An 18,549-nucleotide genomic window follows, 5' to 3' on the forward strand; every position below is an offset into this window, starting at 1 on the left:
TCATGGCAAGCGGGTAAACTGTTGATTGCGCTGGCATTGCCAGCAGATCCCGATGCCTGCCCGCCCATGACCCAGCCTGCCTCCGACGCTGCGGCGCGTTACACCGCCTCCCTGCGCCTGTCCGTCGCCCCGATGATGGACTGGACGGACCGCCATTGCCGGTATTTCCACCGGTTGCTGGCCCCGGGTGCGCGGCTGTACACCGAAATGGTGCATGCCAATGCGGTGATCCACGGCGACCGCGAGCGCCTGCTGGGCTTCGATGGCAGCGAGCATCCGCTGGCCCTGCAGCTCGGTGGCAGCGATCCGGCGCTGCTGGCGCAGGCCGCGCGCATCGCCCAGGAGTGGGGCTATGACGAGGTCAACCTCAACTGTGGCTGCCCGTCCGACCGCGTCCAGGCCGGGCGCTTCGGTGCCTGCCTGATGCGCGAACCGACGCTGGTGGCCGAGTGCGTGGCGGCGATGGTCGCGGCGGTCGACATCCCGGTCACGGTGAAGTGCCGGCTCGGCGTTGATGAAGACAACGACTACGAAATCTTTCGCAACTTCGTCGATCAGTCGGCCAACGCGGGAAGTGCGATGTTCATCGTGCACGCCCGCAACGCCTGGCTGAAGGGCCTGTCGCCGAAGGAGAACCGCGAAGTACCGCCGCTCCGCTACGACTGGGTGCACCGCCTGAAGGCCGAGCGGCCGCAGCTGGCCATCGTCCTCAACGGCGGCTTGGCCACGGTCGAGGCGGCGCAGGCGCAGCTGCCCGCGCTGGACGGGGTGATGCTGGGCCGGGCGGCCTACCACGACCCCTACGTGCTGCACCGGCTGGAGGCCGCGCAGACCGGCGCGCCGCTGCAGTCCCGCGAGGCCCTGCTGCGGGCCATGCGGCCGTACATCGAGGCGCGGTTGGCCGATGGCCTGGCGCTCAAGCACATCACTCGCCATCTGCTCGGCCTGTTCCACGGCCAGCCGGGCGGCCGCGCCTTCCGCCAGATCCTCAGCGAGGGCGCCCACCGCGCCGGCGCGGACTGGAGCCTGATCGAGCAGGCGCTGGCGGTGACCCGGGCGCAGGCGGAACGTGTCGCAGCGTGAGCCGGCCCGCAGTCCTGGCTTGACAAGCTGCCCGTTTTGTCGCCATTGTTCACCTAGATGAACAAACTGGCGGCGCAGCCGGAAAAGTTCAGATCGGATTCACCGCGTAAAACCAAGAATTTGCAAAAGATTCGTAAAACGTCGGCCTGACTGACGGTTACGAATTTACAACTTTTGAACGTTTTGCCGCCGTCCGCTAGGATCAGACCGATGCACTCCGTGACTCGCCATCGCCATCGCCATCGCCGCCTCGCCGTCCTCGCCCTTCTGGCGATGGGGGCTGCTGCCTTCAGCGGTACGCTCCTGGCGCAGGATATCCCGCCGCCGGAAGCCTCCCGTGGCGACATGGCGCGGGCCGCGCGTGGCGGGGCGCAGGAGCGTTCGCTGTCCGATGCGGTGCGTCGGGTCCAGCGGACCACCGGGGGCCACATCCTCGGCGCCGAGCGTGTTCCGTTCGACGGTCGCGACATCAACCGGGTCAAGTACATGGACGACCGCGGACGGGTCCGCTACATGGACGACCCGGCGCCGGCGCGTTCACAGCCCCGCACGCCGCGCTCGGATATGTCATCACTACGCGGCGATAACCCCTGAACAGGGATAGTTGTCCGCAGTCATCTGCATTACCCACTGGCCCCCGGCCATACCCAGGACACTAGGGAGAGTTCATGCGTATCCTTCTGGTCGAAGACGAAGCCCCGCTGCGGGAAACCCTGGCAGCCCGGCTCAAGCGCGAAGGCTTTGCCGTCGATGCTGCGCAGGACGGTGAGGAAGGTCTGTACATGGGCCGCGAAGTGCCGTTCGATGTCGGCATCATTGATCTGGGCCTGCCCAAGATGTCGGGCATGGAACTGATCAAGGCGCTGCGCGATGAGGGCAAGAAATTCCCCGTGCTCATCCTGACCGCGCGTTCGAGCTGGCAGGACAAGGTCGAGGGCCTCAAGCAGGGCGCCGACGATTACCTGGTCAAGCCGTTCCATGTCGAAGAGCTGCTGGCCCGCGTCAACGCGCTGCTGCGCCGTGCCGCTGGCTGGAGCAAGCCCACGCTCGAATGCGGTCCGGTCGCGCTGGATCTGGCCGCGCAGACGGTCAGCGTCGGCGGCAGCAACGTGGACCTCACCAGCTACGAGTACAAGGTGCTCGAATACCTGATGATGCATGCCGGTGAACTGGTCTCCAAGGCCGACCTCACCGAGCACATCTACCAGCAGGATTTCGACCGCGACTCGAACGTGCTGGAAGTGTTCATCGGCCGCCTGCGCAAGAAGCTCGATGCCGACGGTGAGCTCAAGCCGATCGAAACCGTGCGTGGCCGCGGGTATCGTTTCGCGATCCCGCGCAACGAGGGCTGAGTCGACACTTTGGCGATTGCATGATGTCCGGCCGTCTGTGGTTCTTCAAACGCTGGCGGCCGCGCTCACTGCAGGCACGCCAGATGCTGGCGGCGTCTGTGGGTCTGGTCGGGTTTCTGGCGTTGGCCGGTTACGCTCTGGACGCGGCATTCGCTGATACCGCACGCGCCAATCTGCAGGAGCGCCTGAAAAGCTACGCGAGAGCATATGCGGACGGTATCGACTTCACCCGGGACCGTTCACTCTACATTCGCGAGCAACCACCAGATTCACGTTTCGATGGCCCAGGCAGCGGTCTTTACATGCAAGTGGTGCTTGCGGACGGCACGCGCGCCAATTCCATGTCGGCTGAAGGGCCGATCCTGCCGGCCGAAGGGGGCGGGCTGTTGAGCCCGCGTCAGGAAGTGTTCGAAGGCCCTTTGCCAATGACCCAGATCGACGGCACGCCCGGCTCGGTGTACCGCTACGGACTTGGCCTGATGTGGGATGCCGACGCCGACCCTGCCACCGAGTTCCCGTACACCATCTACGTGATGGAAGATTCGCGTGCGCTCGGTGCGCAGCTGCGCGTCTTCCGCGGGCGGGTGTGGTTCTACCTCGGTGGTGCGGGCCTGATCCTGCTGCTGCTGCAGACCGTGATCCTGCAGTGGAGCCTGCGACCGTTGCGGCGCGTGATCACCGAGCTGACCAAGGTGCAGCGCGGCGAGACCGAGCGCATGAGCGAGCGCCACCCGCGCGAGCTGGAACCGCTGACCGACAGCATCAACGCCTTCATCGAGAGCGAGCGCGAGAACCTGGAGCGCCAGCGCAACACCCTGGCCGATCTCGCGCACAGCCTGAAAACGCCGCTGGCCGTGCTGCGTACGCAGCTGGACAGCGGTGCCCAGGACCAGGACCTGCGCGAGGAGTTCGACGTCCAGCTGCGGCGCATGAACAACCTGGTGTCCTACCAGTTGGCGCGCGCCGCATCGTCGGGCCACAAGCTGTTCTCCGCGCCGCTGCCGATCGAATCCAACGCCGAGGAGATCGTGCGTGGCCTGGAAAAGGTCTACGCCGCCAAGGGCGTGCTGTGCGAGTTCGACATCGATGCGGCCGCGCGTTTCCACGGTGAACCCGGCGACCTGCAGGAACTGCTCGGCAACCTGCTGGAGAATGCCTTCAAGTGGGCCAAGCGGCGCGTGCTGCTCAGCGCCCATCCGCTGCCGGCACCGGGTGCCCGCCGCGCAGGCCTGGTGCTGTCGGTGGACGACGACGGCCCGGGCATCGCCCCGGAAGACATCGCCAAGGTGCTCCAGCGGGGCGTACGCGGCGACGAGCGCGTGCAGGGCCACGGTATCGGCCTGTCGATCGTGCAGGACCTGATCAAGGACTATCGCGGCGAACTGCAGGTTCTGCGCTCGCCGGAACTGGGTGGCGCACGATTCGAAGTGAAGCTGCCGCCCGGCCCCTGAGGCAGTGATGCGCTGTCACATCGCCGGCGGCGCACCGTAGAAGCGCCGCAGATGCGCGGCCACCTCCGGCATCTCCCTGTCCAGCAGGGCGGGTGCGGAGAAGTGGTATTCGGTGGCCACCGCGAAGAATTCTTCGGGCGCCTCCGAGGCATACGGGTCGATCGCGGTATGCCGGCCCCGGTCCACCTGCTCGCAGAAGCCGTCGTACGCCCGCTGGAAGTCGGCGGCCCACTGTTTCTGCCAGGCGCGCGGCAACGGCGGCGTGCCGTCGATCGCACCATCCAGCGCGTCGATCTTGTGCGCCATTTCATGCACCGCCACGCAGTAGCCGGCGTGCGGGTCGGCGATATCGGCCTGGATGTCGGCCCACGACAGAATCAGCGGACCGCTGTCCCAGGATTCGCCGATCAGTTCGTCATCCCATTCGTGCAGTACCCCGGCCGCATCGACATGGCTGCGCTGCACGCGGAACGCGTCCGGGTAAACGATCAGCTGCGACCAGCCGCGCAACCCGACCTCGCCCAACTCCAGCAGCGGCAGGCAGCACAGCGCGGCCAGCAGCACACCATCGCCTTCGTCCAGCTGCAGGCCCGCCACCGGGCTGATCGTCTTCTCGTGCAGGAAGCGCGCGCTGAGCACGCGCAGGCGCTCGCGGCGCGCCGGGTCCAGGCCACGCAGCCACGGGCCACGCTGGCAGCTCTGCTGCCACAAAGACGGATCGATCTCGCGCGGCGTACGCCGCAGCCAACCCCACATACGTTCGATCAGCGGAACATGCCCGGCAGGAAGCTGTGCCACTTCGGTGCGCGCAGGCGCGGCAGCACATCGTCATCGCCACCCCCGCCGGTGCTGCCGGTGCCACTGGCGCTGGGCTTGACCGCCGCCGGTGCGCTGGCGCTGGTCGGGGTGGACGGCGGCGCACGTTCGGCATCGCTGGCGGAATAGACGCAGCCACCCCGCGCCTGGCCGGCGATCGCTTCGGAAGCGTGCGCGGCCAAGGGGGCCATCAGCAGGATCAGGCAATGGGCGAACGGGCGCATCGTCAACATCCAGAACGGGTGAACAGGTCAGTTCCCGATTCTAGCCCGATTCAGCGCCGGTATTGAAAGGCCCCCGCGGGCGCTGGGGGCGGGTTTCCCGCATAATTTTGTCCAGTAATCCGATGGAAGCTGCCGTGGACGACCGCCAACTGCTGGCCAAACTGGGAGCCGGGCGCCTGTCCGGGGACGCCCTGGCGCGTGAGCTGGGTCAGACGCGTGCCGCCATTTGGAAGCGGATTCAAGGACTTAGGTCGGCCGGGATCGCGATTGAAGGGCGCGCCGGCGACGGATACCAGTTGCAGCAGCCGCTGGATCTGCTCGACGCGGACACCCTCCGTGCGGCGCTGCCGGCGGCGGTCCTTCCGCTGCTTGCCTCCCTGGACATCGCCTGGAGCGTGGGCTCCACCAACACCGAATTGCTGCGCTGCAGCGCGCCGGCGCGCGGCACGGCCGTGCTCTTGGCCGAGCGCCAGACCGGCGGCCGTGGGCGGCGTGGCCGCGAATGGACCTCGCCCCTGGCCGCGCATGTGTACCTGTCGGTACTGCGCGGCTTTGCCGGCGGCCTGTCGCGGCTGGGGGGCCTGAGCCTGGTGGCCGGCGTGGCCGTGGCCGAGGCGCTGCGCGCGCAGGGCATCGCCGGGGTCACGCTGAAGTGGCCCAATGATCTGGTTGTCGAGGGCCGCAAGCTCGGCGGTCTGCTGGTGGAAGGTGGCGGTGAATTCGCCGGCCCGGCGCGGGCGGTGATCGGCCTGGGCGTCAACGTGCGCATGCCGGCGGACCACGGGGCGCAGATCACCCAGCCGTGGACCGACCTGGCGACACTGGCCGGCGCGCAGGGCGTGGCGCGCAACGCGCTGGTCGCGGCGATCCTGGCGTCGCTCCTGCCGGCGCTGGAGGCGTTCGATGCCGATGGCCTGGCCCCGTTCCTGCCGCGCTATGCCGCCCTGGACGGGCTGGCCGGGCGCGCGGTGCGGGTCGATGAGGGGGGCCAGTGGATCGAGGGCCACGCACTGGGCCTGGCCGACGATGGTGCGCTGCGGGTGCGCACCGCGCAGGGCGAGCGCGTGTTCCATGCCGGCGAAGTCAGCGTGAGGATGCAATGAGCGACTGGTTGTTCGACCTGGGCAATTCCCGTTTCAAGTTCGCCCCGCTGCAGGGCGTGCGTGCCGGTGATGTGCAGGCCTGGCCGCATGGCGCCGAGGCGATGCCGGCCGATGCGTTGCAGGCGCTGCCGCAGGGCGACGTGGCCTATGTGGCCAGCGTTGCCGCACCCGCCTTGACCCGCAGCATGCTCGAGGTGTTGCAGGCCCGCTTCGCCCAGGTGCGGGTCGTGCGTACCGAGGCGCAGTGCGCCGGTGTGCGCGTTGCGTATGCCGATCCGACAAAATTCGGCGTGGATCGCTTCCTGGCGCTGCTGGCCGTGGCCGGGCGTGGCGAGGCCGTGGTGGTCGCCGGGGTGGGTACCGCGTTGACGATCGACCTGCTCGACGCCGATGGCCTGCACCACGGCGGGCGTATCGCGGCGTCGCCGACCACGATGCGCGAGGCGCTGCATGCGCGTGCGGTGCAGTTGCCCGCCCGCGGGGGCGCATACCATGCGTTCGCCACCGATACCGCCGACGCGCTGGCCTCCGGCTGCGATGGTGCAGCCGTGGCACTGATCGAGCGCAGCCGCACCGACGCGGCCGCGCTGCTCGGCCGCCTGCCCGCGCTGCTGGTCCACGGTGGCGGCGCACCGGCGCTGATGCCGCTGCTCGGCGATGCGCAGTTCCAGCCGGCGCTGGTGCTTGATGGCCTGGCCCGCTGGGCCGTGCACCACGCGCCACGCTGACCCGGGCCAGGCCGCGCGCAATCCCCGCGCTTGGCCCTAGAATCCCTCCATGCTTACCCGTGCCCTGATCGTTGTCCTGGTCATCCTCAATGGGGGTGTCGCGCTGTGGTGGATGCTGCGCGGCGAGCCCGCCGTTGCGCCGTCTGCGGCGCCCAGCGGTGTGGCGCAGCTTCAGCTGTTGCCCGGGGATGCCGTCGTACCGGCGGCCGCGCCTGTGGCGCCGGCCGTGGCCACGCCCGCGCTGGCCGATGCCACCCCGGCCGCGGCGGCACCGGCGCCTGCAACCGCGCCGGCGGCGCCCACGCCCGTGCCTGTGCCCACGCCCGCAGCACCCGCTGTCACGGCGCCGGCACCGGTCGCGGTGACCCCGCCGCCTGCCGCTGCCGTGCCCGCCCAGTGCCTCAGCCTGGGTCCGTTTGCCGACCGTGCCAGCGCGCAGGCCGCGCAGGCCAAGGCTGGCGCCGGGCTGCGCGGCGCGCGCCTGCGCGAGGTCACCGATGCCGGCGCCACGCGCTACCGGGTGCTGCTGCCGCCGGCCGCCAGCCGTGAGGAAGCCCAGGCCACGGTCAAGCGCATCGTCGCGGCAGGCCTGAGCGACTACTACATCATCGGCCAGGGCGAGGAAGCCAACGCCATCGCGCTGGGCCAGTACCGCAACCGCGAAGGGGCCGAACGGCGCATGGCTGCCCTCGGTGCGGCCGGTTTCGCCGCCCGCCTGGTGCCCAGTGGCGGGGATGGCAGCGCGCAGTGGTGGGTGGATGCGACGCTGGCCACCCCGGCCGACGCCGCCACGGTGCGCCAGCGCAGCGGCGCGGCGCAGCAACGCTCGCTGGACTGTGCGCGCTTGCGCTAGAATCCACGCTCCGCGACGGCAGCGCCGTTCGCCGTGCCGATGCCGGCATAGCTCAGTTGGTAGAGCAACCGCCTTGTAAGCGGTAGGTCCCCAGTTCGAATCCGGGTGCCGGCACCACCGACCAACGGTCGGTGGCTACTGATTGTCCGCTGCTTCCCCTCGTTACCTGCTGCAGCGCCGCGAGTCCCGCGCCGTCGCGCTGGCTAGACTGTGCTTCTTTGCAATGGAGCAGCAGCGATGGCGATGTATCCCCCGGTTTCCCTGATCGGCGTTCCCACCGACATCGGAGCAGGCCATCGCGGCGCAGGTCTGGGGCCGGACGCACTGCGTATTGCCGGCCTCGGCGATGCCCTGGCCGCGCGCGGCGTGGACGTGCGCGACATCGGCAACCTGGATGGCCCGCGCAACCCGTGGACCGCGCCGGTGCACGGCTACCGCCACCTGGATGAAGTGGTGGCGTGGAACCGTGCGCTGATGGACGCCACCTACGCCGAACTGCAGGCGGGCCGCATGCCGATCATGCTCGGCGGCGACCATTGCCTGGGCATCGGCTCGATCACGGCGGTGGCGCGATGGTGCCGCGAGCAGGGCAAGACCCTGCGCGTGCTGTGGCTGGATGCGCACTCGGACTTCAATACCAGCGACGTCACCCCGTCGGGCAACGTGCATGGCATGCCGGTGGCCTGCCTGTGCGGGCTGGGCCCGGATGCGCTGACCCGGCTTGGCGGCGATGCGCCGGCGATCCGCCCGCAGCAGGTGCATCAGATCGGCATCCGGTCGGTGGACCAGGATGAGAAGCGCCTGATCAAGCAGCATCAGGTGGATGTGTACGACATGCGCTACATCGACGAGGCCGGCATGAAGCGCACGATGGAAGCGGCGCTGAAGGGGATCGACGCCACCACCCACCTGCATGTCAGCTTCGACGTGGACTTCCTGGACCCGAGCATCGCCCCGGGCGTAGGCACCACCGTGCCGGGTGGCGTGAACTACCGCGAAGCCCAGCTGGTGATGGAAATGATCGCCGACACCGGGCGCATGGGCTCGCTGGACATCGTGGAGCTCAATCCCCTGCTGGACAACCGCAACACCACCGCCGAGCTGGCGGTGGACCTGGTGGAAAGCCTGTTTGGCAAATCGACATTGATGCGCGATTGACACCGTGGCGGCGTGCCGTGCGCCGCGTGGCTGAATGGTGGCAGGGCGCGTTCACATTCGCTGCACGCCGCTGCCGCCAGATTGCACATCACGCGGCGGCAGTGTCGATTCGACCCCCGCCCCGCGATCGGGAAGAGGAGCATCGCTCGTCTGACAGGTGGACCGGATACCGGTGATGAAGTTGATCAAACAGGAGAACCCCATGAAGCGTGTTATTGCACTGATGCTGTTGTCGATGTTCTCGGTGGCGATGCTCGCCGGCTGCAACACCGTTGCCGGTGCCGGCAAGGATGTACAGAAGGCGGGCGAGACGGTGGAAGACGCTGCCAAGGGCAACTGATCCCTGGATCGGACACCCAGAAAAAGGCCGGGATTTCCCGGCCTTTTTCGTTGCGTGCAGTAGTGAACCATTCAAGCTCGTGAGCATCCGTTTCATCGTCGCTTGACCGCCACCAAACGCGCACCCGCGCACTCTGTACCTGCGGCGACGATGCCGTTTCAAACAAGGATGCCAACCCATGAACAAAGACATCATTTCCGGCAAGTGGACGCAGCTCAAGGGCAAGGCGCAGGCCAAGTGGGGCGATCTGACCGACGACGATTTCAAGGTGGCCGAGGGCAATGCCGAGTACCTGGCAGGCCGGCTGCAGGAGCGCTATGGCTGGGCGCGCGACCGCGCTGAAAACGAAGTGCGCGACTTCGAGAAAGCCATGCGCAAGGATTATCCGGATTTCCACTGACGCGGTACGCCGCGTGCAGTGAGGCGGCACGGCCGCCAAGGTATGAAACCAGGTGGGCCGCATCGCGCGGCCCGCTTTTTCTTTTTCAGCGCCCGCGGTAGGACGGCGGGTCCGGGACATAGCCCTGCGGGAAGGACTGCGGGGCATCGTCGCGGCGCAGCGCACGGCGCGGCATGACCCCGCGCGCGATCAGGTTGCGCTCGCTGTCGTAGCGCACATCCAGCCGCTGGGTTGGCATGCGCGTGGCGCGGTCGAAGGTGGTGTTGTCCGCGCGCGAATACTCGCGCGCACCGTGCCCGGTGCCGAGCTGCGGGGCGGGCGCCGCTGCACCGCGGGCAGAAGCCACGTCGGCCGCCGCCTCGGCCTGCGGGGCCTCGCGCAGGATCGGGCGCGAGGGGCGGGCGATCGGTGGCGCCGGGGCGTAGCGCGCCGCTTCGCGGAAGACAGCGATGCCGATCACGCCGATGTTGTCGGGGCGGCCGGTGCGTGCCGCGTAGCTGCGGCCAGGGTCGGTGAACACGAACTGGGCGACCTCGCGCGACGACTTGCGCCAGCCGCTGATCTCCGCCCGCTGCCACGGGTCGAGCACATAGCCGGTCTGTCCGGGAGCGGCGACCTCGCCGGTGATGGCGTTCAGGCCGTCCACCGACAGCACCACGAGCACGCGTTCGTTGCTGTCGTTGCGCAATGCCACGCTGTAGCGGTGGCCCTGCTGACCGGCGATCCAGCGCTGGGAGCCGTCCGGATACTGGCGAAGCGTGCGGCCGCTGTCGCGGTCCACCACCTGCAGCGATACCGGCCCGGCATCATCGGGGAACGGGGCCACGGGCGTGAAACCGCACAGCATCCACATGGCCAGCAGGGGCAGAATCAGGCGTTTCATGGCAGGCATCCGGGTTGGGGTACGGGATTGAACGCCCCAGCCGGTCCAACGGGGTTGCGCGCGGGCAGGTAAACTGGGGGCGTTCAACTGTCCGTAATGATTCCCTCATGACCACCCGCGTTCTTACCGGCATCACCCCCTCCGGCACCCCCCACCTGGGCAACTACGTGGGGGCCATCCGTCCGGCCATCGCGGCCAGCCAGGCCTCCGGCATCGAGAGCTTCTTCTTTCTGGCCGACCTGCACAGCCTGATCAAGGCGCAGGAGCCGGCGCGGACCCAGCGCTCGACCCTGGAAATCGCCGCGAGCTGGCTGGCGTGCGGGCTGGATCCGGACAAGGTGTGGTTCTACCGGCAGAGCGACATCCCGGAAACCACCGAGCTGATGTGGTTCCTGACCGTCATCGCCAGCAAAGGCATCCTCAACCGTGCCCATGCCTACAAGGCGGCCGTGGACAAGAACCGCGAGGAGCAGCTCGACGACGATGCCGGCATCAGCGCGGGCCTGTTCATGTACCCGGTGCTGATGGCGGCCGACATCCTCATCTTCAAGGCCGACCGCGTACCGGTCGGCCGTGACCAGATCCAGCACATCGAGATGGCGCGCGATTTCGCCCAGCGCTTCAATCATGTCTACGGCAAGGAGTACTTCCCGTTGCCGGAGGTGGTGATCGACGAACAGGTGGCCACGCTGGCCGGCCTGGACGGCCGCAAGATGAGCAAGAGCTACCACAACACCATTCCGCTGTTCGCGCCGCGCGCGGAGCTGAAGAAGCTGGTGTTCTCGATCCTCACCGACTCGCGCGCACCCGGCGAGCCCAAGAGCACCGAGGGCTCGGCGCTGTTCCAGATGTACCAGGCCTTCGCCACTGCCGAGCAGACGGCTGCGTTCGCCCAGGCATTCGCCGACGGCATCGGCTGGGGCGATGCCAAGCAGCAGTTGTTCGAGCGTATCGACGCCGAGCTGACCCCGCTGCGCGAGCGCTACGAAGCGCTGATGGCCGAGCCGGAGAAGATCGAGGCGCTGCTGCGTCGCCGCGGCCAACAGTTGCGCGAGCAGTACGCGGTGCCGCTGCTGGCCGAACTGCGCCATGCGGTGGGCCTGCGCGATCTGTCCAGCGCCGGTGGCGTGGCCAGCGAAGACAGCGGCGAAGCACGCGCGGCGCCGCCGATGTTCAAGCAGTACCGCGAAAAGGACGGCCGGTTCTACTTCAAGCTGCTGGCCGGTGACGGCAGCCTGCTGATCCAGAGCGAGGCCTTCGATTCGCCGCGTGATGCCGGCCAGTTGATCGGCGTGCTCAAGCAGACCACGCACGGCGATGGCCTGCAGAGCGAGCTGTTCAAGGTCGAGGTCGATGTGGCGGTCGTGCTCGATGCCCTGCAGGTGTTGCGCGAGCAGGCCTGATCGCAGCGGTACCGGCCCGGTGCCGGTACCCTGCCGCCGGCGGCACCGGCGCATGGCATGATGCGGGCATCCTGCACGGGAGACTGCAATGGCCTGGTTGTCGTTGGTATTGTTCCTGCCCTGGTTCGTGCTGTTGGGTACGCTGTACTGGCTGTTTCCGCGGCATCCACGTGGCCCATCGCGCCGCCTGTTCGACGGCGTCGCGCTGGCACTGGCCTTCGCCCTGAGCATCCTGGCGATGCTGTGGGGCCATCACATCGGTGTGGTGCAGTCCGATGCCGGCCCGATCTGGCGGCAGGTGCTGGCCGTGCTTTATGCCTACGGTGCGTTCCTGGCGGTGATGGTGGCCGCGATCCTGCTGCGCGGGCCGGTGCTGGCGCGGCGTTCGACCAAAGCCGCATCGAAGCCGGCGGCGGGTTCGCCCTAGACTGGGCGTGGCGTAATGTGCCGATTTTCCGCCAGGGATGAGCCGATGACCTCCGACCCCAGCATCCACACCATCGATACCGCGTTCCAGCGCGACGACTTCGACGCCGCCTATCTGGTGGTCGAAAACGGGCGCGCTGCGTTCATCGACTGCGGTACCGGGCTGGCCGTGCCGGCCATGCTCAAGGCGCTGGCACGCGCGGGGGTACCCGCCGATGCGGTCGACTGGCTGGTGCTGACCCATGTGCATCTGGACCATGCCGGCGGCGCAGGCCTGCTGATGCAGCAATTGCCCAACGCAAGGCTGGTGGTACACCCGCGCGGTGCTCCGCACATGGTCGATCCGACCCGGCTGATCGCCGGCGCCACCGAGGTGTATGGCGAAGCGGAAATCAAGCGCAGCTACGGTCCAATCCTGGCGGTGCCGGCCGAACGCGTGGTGATTGCCGAGGATGGCCATCGCGTCGATCTCGCCGGGCGCGTGCTGGACTGCGTGCACACGCCTGGCCATGCACGCCACCATCTGTGCGTGTGGGATGCGCGCAGCGCGAGCTGGTTCACCGGCGATACCTTCGGCCTGTCCTACCGCGAGCTGGACAGCGCGCGCGGGCCGTTCATCCTGCCCACCTCTTCGCCGGTGCAGTTCGAGCCGGAGCCGCTGAAACAGTCGATCGCGCGCATGCTCGACCGCTCCCCGCAGGCGATGTACCTGACCCACTACGGCCGCGTGGACGACGTACCGCGCCTGGCCGCCGACCTGGTCGAGCAGATCGATGCGATGACCGACATCGCGCGCCAGTGCGATGCACGGCCGGACCGCCACCGCTGTCTGGTGGCCGCGTTGACCGCGCTGTACCTGGAGCGCGCGCAGGCCCACGGCTGCCCCCTGGATGATGCGGCGGTGACGCAGGTGCTGGCGATGGACATCGAGCTCAACGCGCAGGGCCTGGCCTGTTGGCTGGATCGCGACCGCCGTTGAGGGCGGCCGGGGCAGCGGTCATGCAGGTGTCACGTTACACTCGGGCCTTCCGTTTTCCGCCTGGTGTCTGCCGTGAATCCGATGCGCATGCTGCTGTTGTCGTCCTGTCTGTTCGTCGGCGGTCTGGCCCACGCGGCCAACGACCTGCCCGGTGGCGGCATCGACCCGGACGCGCTGTCGCGGCACGTGCGCATCCTTGCGTCTGACGCGTTCGAAGGCCGCGCGCCGGCGTCGGCGGGCGAAGAACGGACTGTCCAGTACCTGACCGAGGAGTTCCGCAGGTACGGCCTGCAGCCCGGCGGCGTGGACGGCACCTGGGTACAGCCGGTGCCGATGGTGCGCGCGCAGGTCGATGGCCCGGTGCGCGCGCAGCTGCGCCAGAACGGCAGAGCGCATCCGCTTGTCAATGGCGAGGACGTGACGCTGCAGAGCCTGCGGCCGCAGGCGGCGGTGGACATCCAGGACGCGCCGCTGGTGTTCGTCGGCTATGGCATCGACGCGCCGGAGCGGCAGTGGGACGACTACAAGGACGTCGACCTGCACGGCAAGATCGCCGTGGTGCTGATCAACGATGCCGATTTCGAGGCCGATGCGCCCGGCGCATTCGATGGCAAGGCGGTGACCTACTACGGCCGCTGGACCTACAAGTTCGAGGAAGCCGCGCGGCGCGGCGCGCAGGGCGTGCTGATCGTGCATGAAACCGCGCCGGCCGCGTACGGCTGGGCCACGGTGAAGAGCTCCGGTACCTCGCCGCTGTTCGACATCGAGCGCACCCCCGAGCAGGCGCTGGCCCAGCACGTGCCGGTCCGCGGCTGGATGCAGCGCGCGCTGGCCGAGCAGCTGTTCCGCGATGCCGGACTGGATTTCGAAGCCGAGAAGCGCCGGGCGATGACGCCGGCGTTCACCCCGGTCGCACTCGGCGACGCGCGCCTGTCGGTGAACTTCAAGCTCAAGCGTGAGCAGGTGATCACCCGCAACGTGGTGGCCAAGCTGCCCGGTGGTGCGCACGCCGATGAGGCGGTGATCTTCTCCGCACACTGGGATGCGTTCGGCATCGGCCAGCCGGACGCGAAGGGCGACCGCATCCGCCGTGGCGCGATCGACAACGCCACCGGCGTGGCCACCGTGCTGGAGCTGGGCCGGGTGTTCGCCGCCGGCCCGCAGCCGCAGCGCACGCTGTACTTCGTGGCGCTGACCGCCGAAGAGAAGGGCCTGCTCGGGGCCAGCTACTACGCGGCGCACCCGCTGGCGCCGCTGGACAAGACCGCCGCCGTGCTCAACATCGAGATGTTCAGCCCGGATGGCCCGACCCGCGACATCGCGTCGTGGGGCAAGGGCCGGGTGTCGCTGGAAGGCGACCTGGCGCGCGTGGCCAAGGCCCGTGGCCGCACTTATTCGCCGGATCCGAATCTGGAAGCCGGCTTCTTCTACCGCGCGGACCATTTCGCGTTCGCGCGTCTGGGCGTGCCCGCTATCACCATCGGCCCGGGGCTGGACATGACCGACGGCGGGGTGGAGAAGGGCCGCGCGCTGCGCGATGCGTACTTCGCCGCCTGCTACCACCAGGCCTGCGACGCCTGGACCCCGAGCTGGGACGCCAGCGGCCATGCCGCCGACACCCTGCTGGTCTACGACCTGGGCGCGGAACTGGCCAACAGCCGGCGCTGGCCGCACTGGGAAGAGGGGTCGGAGTTCCGCGCGGTGCGCGAGCAGAGTGAGTCGGCGCGCCGCTGACCCTCAGCGCCGGCGCCGGAACCGCGCTGCCACTCCCGCCGCCCCGACCCGCCCCTGCGACAGCCGCAGCGCCCGAGGGCGCTGCGGCGCGTCCGCCGCCGCACCGCCCGACGCCTGTCGTGTCGCGTCGCCGCGCTTACGGGTGCGTGCGGGTGCCATCCAGCCAGTTCGGGCCCTTGTTCTTCAGGAAGAACACATAGACCACCAGCGACACCGCGATCACGGCGGTGACATAGATCGCGAACGAGGTGACATGGCCGGTCTTCAGCGCGCCCTGGTACAGCAGCGGGGCAGTGCCGCCGAACAGCGAGTTGGCCACCGCGTAGCCGAAGCCCACGCCCAGCGCACGCACGTGGGTGGGGAACAGTTCGGCCTTCACTACGGCGTTGATCGAGGTATAGCCGGTAAGGATGACAAAGCCGATCGCCAGTACCAGGAAGGCCATCAGCGGGTCGTGCTGGTTGGGCAGTTCGGTGATCAGGTACCAGGTGTACAGCACGCCGCCGACGCCGAAGAACACCAGCAGGCTCTTGCGTCCGACGATGTCCGACAGCCAGCCGCCGATCGGCTGCAGCACCATCAGGAAGGTCAGCACGCCGAGGTTGATCAGGGTGCCGGTCATCACGTCGTCGCCGGCGAAGGCGCTCTGGATCATCTTCGGCCCGTTGACCGAGTAGGTGTAGAACGCCACGGTGCCGCCGGCGGTGATCAGGAAGCACAGCAGCAGCGGACGCCACTGGTGCACGAACAACTCGTACATCGAGCCGGAGGCCTTGGCCTTGCCCGTCCTGGCCGCCTCGATGGAGTCCTCGCCCAGTGACTCGTCCATCGTGCGGCGCAGCCAGAACACCACGATCGCAGCGATCCCGCCGATGCCGAAGGCGATGCGCCAGCCCCATTCGGAGATCTGCGGCTTGTCCCAGAACATGAGCATGGCCAGCAGCGTGAGCTGTGCCAGCACATGACCGCCGACCAGGGTGACGTAGTGGAACGAGGACAGGAAGCCGCGCCGGCCCGGGATGGCCGCTTCGGACATGTAGGTGGCGCTGGTGCCGTACTCGCCGCCGGTGGCAAAGCCCTGCAGCAGGCGTGCGAACAGCAGGATCACCGCCGCCCAGATGCCGATCTGCGACGCGGTGGGGGTGATGGCGATCAGGAACGAACAGGCGGCCATGACCGTCACCGAGACGGTCAGCGCCAGGCGGCGGCCGTAGCGGTCGGCGAAGCGGCCGAAGTACCACGCCCCGATCGGGCGCATCAGGAAGGTGGCGGCGAAGATCGCCCAGACGTAGAGCGTGGAGTTCTTGTCGGCGGCCGAGAAGAACTGCGATTCGAAGTACACCGCGAACACCGAGTAGACGTAGACGTCATACCACTCGACCAGATTGCCGGCCGAGCCTTTCAGGGTGTTGGAAATGGAGCGGCGCAGGGCGGCGCGGGAGGCGGCGTGCGGAATCGCCGGAGGGATGGTCGTGCTCATGCAGGGTAGGGGTCCTGGCTGGAAAACGGTCGAACTGACCGGGCGGCAGCTCCTTGTTACCTTATCGCACGTCAACGACAGGTGCCCGCGCGGCAGCGGCAGATGCCCTGCAACGGATACAGCATGCCGTTTCCCGGGGTGATTGCCGGCAGCGCGGTGCCCTAGAATTCCCACTCCCCCGGATGGTGGTGTGCCATGTCTTCACCTGAACCTGCAGCGGCTGCTCCCCGGAGCGGCCTTGTCGTACTCGCCTTGTTGCTGGTTTACGTGGTCTGGGGGTCCACCTATCTCGGTATCCGGCTGGCGCTGGAGGGCGGCGCGCTGCCGCTGACGACGGTGTCCGGCGCGCGCTTCATCATCGCCGGCTCGCTGATGTACGCGGTGCTGCGCTGGCGCGGCATGCCGGCACCGACCCGGCGGCAGTGGCGCAATCTCGGGATCATGGGGCTGACCATGCTGGTGCTGGGCAACGGCATGGTGGTGCTGGCCGAGCGCACGGTGTCCTCGGGTCTGGCCGCCACTGCGGTGGCATCGGTGCCGTTGTGGATGGCGCTGTTCGCCGCCATGCGCGGCCAGCATGCCAGCCGCGGCGAATGGCTGGGCATCGCGATCGGCTTTCTCGGCGTGGTCTGGCTCAACGCGGGCAGCAGCCTGACCGCCTCGCCGCAGGGACTGATCCTGCTGCTGGTTGCCCCGATCGGCTGGGCATTCGGATCGATCTGGGCGCGCGGGCTGGACCTGCCCAGCCCGTTCATGACCGCCGCCGGGCAGATGCTCTGCGGTGGCGTGATGCTGGTGGCGCTGGGCCTGGCAACCGGTGAGCGTCCCACCACCTGGCCCTCCCTCAGTGGTCTGGCGGCGGTGGCCTACCTGTGCGTGTTCGGCTCGATCGTGGCGTTCACCGCGTACGTGTGGCTGCTGCACAACGTGCGCCCGGCCCTGGTGGCCAGCTATGCCTACGTCAATCCGGTGATCGCGGTGATCCTGGGCGTGATCATCGGCAATGAGCATTTCGGCAGCCACGACCTGCTGGCGATGGCGGTGATCCTGGCCGGCGTGGTGGTGCTGACCCTCGCCCGGACGCGTGCGAAATGAGCCTGTCGCCGCAGCACAGCCTGCAGGAACAACGTCGCGGGCTGGCAATCACCGCGTTCACCTTCACCCTGTGGGGGCTGGTACCGGTCTACTGGCACCTGCTCAAGGCGGTGCCGTCGCAGCAGATCATCGCCCACCGCATCATCTGGAGCACGGTGCTGGTGGTGGCCTGGCTGCTGCTGAGCGGGGGCACCGGCTGGTGGAAGGCGATCGCGGCGCAGAAGCGGGCATTGCCGACACTGGCGCTGAGCAGCCTGGCGATCGCGTTCAACTGGGGCCTGTACATCTGGGCGATCAACGCCGGCCATGTGATCGAAACCAGTCTCGGCTACTTCATCAATCCCCTGGTCAGCGTGCTGCTGGGCGTGGTGGTGCTAAAGGAGCGCCTGCGCCGGCTTCAGTGGCTGGCAGTGGGCTGCGCCGGGCTGGGCGTGGCCTGGCTGACCCTCGACGCGGGAACGCCGCCGTGGATCGCGCTGGGGCTGGCCTGTTCGTTCGGGCTGTACGGCCTGCTGCGCAAGCTGATCTCGGTCGACCCGGTGGCGGGCCTGGGCGTGGAAAGCCTGTACCTGTTCCTGCCGGCCATCGGCTTCGCGCTGTGGAGCGAGAACGGGCACGGCGGCGGCTTCTTCGGGGGATGGGGCTGGCAGAACGATGCGCTGCTGATCCTGGGCGGCGCGGTCACGGCCCTGCCGCTGATCGGTTTCGCCTACGGAGTCAAACGCATTCCGTTGTCGCTGGTCGGCATCCTGCAGTACATCGCACCGAGCCTGGGCCTGCTGCTGGGCGTGTTTTTCTTCCGCGAACCGTTCGACACCGCCAAGGCGATCGGCTTCGCCGCGATCTGGACGGGGCTGGCGCTGTTCATCGGCGACAGCGTGTGGCGGTCACGCAGGGCCGCCTGACGCCAGAATGCCGCGCCGCACCCCCGTAGAGCCGGGTTCCACCCGGCTGCCGCAGGCGCAACGCCGTCCACGATCATCGCCGCGCCCGCCCCGTAGAGCCGGGTTCCACCCGGCTGCCGCAGGCGCAACGCCGTCC

The 18,549-nt window shown here is 68.4% G+C and carries 20 protein-coding genes and 1 tRNA gene; 17 read left to right on the forward strand and 4 right to left on the reverse strand.

The features are described 5' to 3' along the window. Window positions 1-66: 66 nt before the first annotated feature. From dusA to ACPEH1_RS06075, 4 genes are all read left to right on the forward strand, one after another. Window positions 67-1,083 (forward strand): tRNA dihydrouridine(20/20a) synthase DusA, encoded by a 1,017-nt coding sequence (gene dusA / locus ACPEH1_RS06060; protein ID WP_423715443.1) that lies wholly within the window; start codon window positions 67-69, stop codon window positions 1,081-1,083. Window positions 1,084-1,293: 210 nt separating this feature from the next. Further along, a complete protein-coding gene (locus ACPEH1_RS06065) occupies window positions 1,294-1,677 on the forward strand; it encodes a hypothetical protein (protein ID WP_423715444.1) in 384 nt (127 codons plus the stop codon). Window positions 1,678-1,751: 74 nt separating this feature from the next. Further along, a complete protein-coding gene (locus ACPEH1_RS06070; protein ID WP_017355070.1) occupies window positions 1,752-2,435 on the forward strand; it encodes a response regulator transcription factor in 684 nt (227 codons plus the stop codon). Between the two features lie 23 nt (window positions 2,436-2,458). Beyond that, window positions 2,459-3,886: a sensor histidine kinase gene (locus ACPEH1_RS06075; RefSeq protein WP_423715475.1), complete on the forward strand. Its 1,428-nt coding sequence runs from the start codon at window positions 2,459-2,461 to the stop codon at window positions 3,884-3,886. A 15-nt stretch (window positions 3,887-3,901) separates the two neighbouring features. On the opposite strand, the gene ACPEH1_RS06080 is transcribed toward ACPEH1_RS06075, so the two are convergent. Both ACPEH1_RS06080 and ACPEH1_RS06085 read right to left on the reverse strand, forming a co-directional pair. Then, window positions 3,902-4,684, reverse strand: a complete 783-nt coding sequence (locus ACPEH1_RS06080; RefSeq protein WP_017355072.1) for a zinc-dependent peptidase — start codon at window positions 4,682-4,684, stop codon at window positions 3,902-3,904. After that, entirely contained in the window at window positions 4,651-4,926 is a 276-nt protein-coding gene (locus ACPEH1_RS06085; protein ID WP_136006653.1) for a hypothetical protein, read from the reverse strand. Before ACPEH1_RS06085 ends, ACPEH1_RS06080 begins: the two co-directional genes overlap by 34 nt. A gap of 122 nt (window positions 4,927-5,048) precedes the next feature. Between ACPEH1_RS06085 and birA the strand changes: the two genes are divergently transcribed. The 7 genes from birA to ACPEH1_RS06120 all read left to right on the forward strand — a co-directional run bounded on the left by birA (window position 5,049) and on the right by ACPEH1_RS06120 (window position 9,508). Next, entirely contained in the window at window positions 5,049-6,029 is a 981-nt protein-coding gene (gene birA, locus ACPEH1_RS06090; RefSeq protein WP_165699844.1) for a bifunctional biotin--[acetyl-CoA-carboxylase] ligase/biotin operon repressor BirA, read from the forward strand. Continuing rightward, window positions 6,026-6,757, forward strand: coding sequence for a type III pantothenate kinase (locus ACPEH1_RS06095; protein WP_312707540.1), 732 nt, complete (start codon window positions 6,026-6,028; stop codon window positions 6,755-6,757). The genes birA and ACPEH1_RS06095 overlap by 4 nt, the downstream gene beginning before the upstream one ends. 49 nt (window positions 6,758-6,806) lie before the next feature. Continuing rightward, window positions 6,807-7,610 carry an SPOR domain-containing protein gene (locus ACPEH1_RS06100; RefSeq protein ID WP_423715445.1) on the forward strand — a complete coding sequence of 268 codons (804 nt, stop codon included), beginning with the start codon at window positions 6,807-6,809 and terminating at the stop codon, window positions 7,608-7,610. A gap of 41 nt (window positions 7,611-7,651) precedes the next feature. Continuing rightward, a tRNA-Thr gene (locus ACPEH1_RS06105) sits at window positions 7,652-7,727 on the forward strand. Window positions 7,728-7,847: 120 nt separating this feature from the next. Further along, window positions 7,848-8,768 carry an arginase gene (rocF, locus tag ACPEH1_RS06110; protein ID WP_017355366.1) on the forward strand — a complete coding sequence of 307 codons (921 nt, stop codon included), beginning with the start codon at window positions 7,848-7,850 and terminating at the stop codon, window positions 8,766-8,768. Between the two features lie 202 nt (window positions 8,769-8,970). Further along, complete coding sequence (locus tag ACPEH1_RS06115) at window positions 8,971-9,108, forward strand: entericidin A/B family lipoprotein (RefSeq protein WP_026070664.1); 138 nt, start codon at window positions 8,971-8,973, stop codon at window positions 9,106-9,108. A gap of 178 nt (window positions 9,109-9,286) precedes the next feature. Further along, window positions 9,287-9,508: a CsbD family protein gene (locus ACPEH1_RS06120; protein WP_017355368.1), complete on the forward strand. Its 222-nt coding sequence runs from the start codon at window positions 9,287-9,289 to the stop codon at window positions 9,506-9,508. 85 nt (window positions 9,509-9,593) lie between these two features. On the opposite strand, the gene ACPEH1_RS06125 is transcribed toward ACPEH1_RS06120, so the two are convergent. Beyond that, window positions 9,594-10,391 (reverse strand): hypothetical protein, encoded by a 798-nt coding sequence (locus ACPEH1_RS06125; RefSeq protein WP_017355369.1) that lies wholly within the window; start codon window positions 10,389-10,391, stop codon window positions 9,594-9,596. A 107-nt stretch (window positions 10,392-10,498) separates the two neighbouring features. Between ACPEH1_RS06125 and ACPEH1_RS06130 the strand changes: the two genes are divergently transcribed. The 4 genes from ACPEH1_RS06130 to ACPEH1_RS06145 all read left to right on the forward strand — a co-directional run bounded on the left by ACPEH1_RS06130 (window position 10,499) and on the right by ACPEH1_RS06145 (window position 14,933). Then, window positions 10,499-11,794: a tryptophan--tRNA ligase gene (locus tag ACPEH1_RS06130; protein WP_017355370.1), complete on the forward strand. Its 1,296-nt coding sequence runs from the start codon at window positions 10,499-10,501 to the stop codon at window positions 11,792-11,794. An 88-nt stretch (window positions 11,795-11,882) separates the two neighbouring features. Then, complete coding sequence (locus tag ACPEH1_RS06135; protein WP_017355371.1) at window positions 11,883-12,221, forward strand: hypothetical protein; 339 nt, start codon at window positions 11,883-11,885, stop codon at window positions 12,219-12,221. A gap of 45 nt (window positions 12,222-12,266) precedes the next feature. Next, window positions 12,267-13,199 (forward strand): MBL fold metallo-hydrolase, encoded by a 933-nt coding sequence (locus ACPEH1_RS06140; RefSeq protein ID WP_017355372.1) that lies wholly within the window; start codon window positions 12,267-12,269, stop codon window positions 13,197-13,199. Between the two features lie 81 nt (window positions 13,200-13,280). Next, a complete protein-coding gene (locus ACPEH1_RS06145; RefSeq protein WP_136006682.1) occupies window positions 13,281-14,933 on the forward strand; it encodes a M28 family metallopeptidase in 1,653 nt (550 codons plus the stop codon). A 136-nt stretch (window positions 14,934-15,069) separates the two neighbouring features. Here ACPEH1_RS06145 and ACPEH1_RS06150 read toward each other — a convergent pair whose 3' ends face one another. After that, window positions 15,070-16,413, reverse strand: coding sequence for an MFS transporter (locus tag ACPEH1_RS06150; protein WP_017354743.1), 1,344 nt, complete (start codon window positions 16,411-16,413; stop codon window positions 15,070-15,072). A 195-nt stretch (window positions 16,414-16,608) separates the two neighbouring features. On the opposite strand from ACPEH1_RS06150, the gene yedA reads away from it, so the two are divergent. Beyond that, window positions 16,609-17,508, forward strand: coding sequence for a drug/metabolite exporter YedA (yedA, locus tag ACPEH1_RS06155; RefSeq protein WP_017354744.1), 900 nt, complete (start codon window positions 16,609-16,611; stop codon window positions 17,506-17,508). Next, a complete protein-coding gene (gene rarD, locus ACPEH1_RS06160) occupies window positions 17,505-18,413 on the forward strand; it encodes an EamA family transporter RarD (RefSeq protein ID WP_017354745.1) in 909 nt (302 codons plus the stop codon). Before yedA ends, rarD begins: the two co-directional genes overlap by 4 nt. The last annotated feature ends 136 nt before the right edge of the window (window positions 18,414-18,549 follow it).

The sequence above is a fragment of the Stenotrophomonas sp. NPDC077421 genome, assembly GCF_049545505.1.
GTDB lineage: Bacteria > Pseudomonadota > Gammaproteobacteria > Xanthomonadales > Xanthomonadaceae > Stenotrophomonas > Stenotrophomonas nematodicola.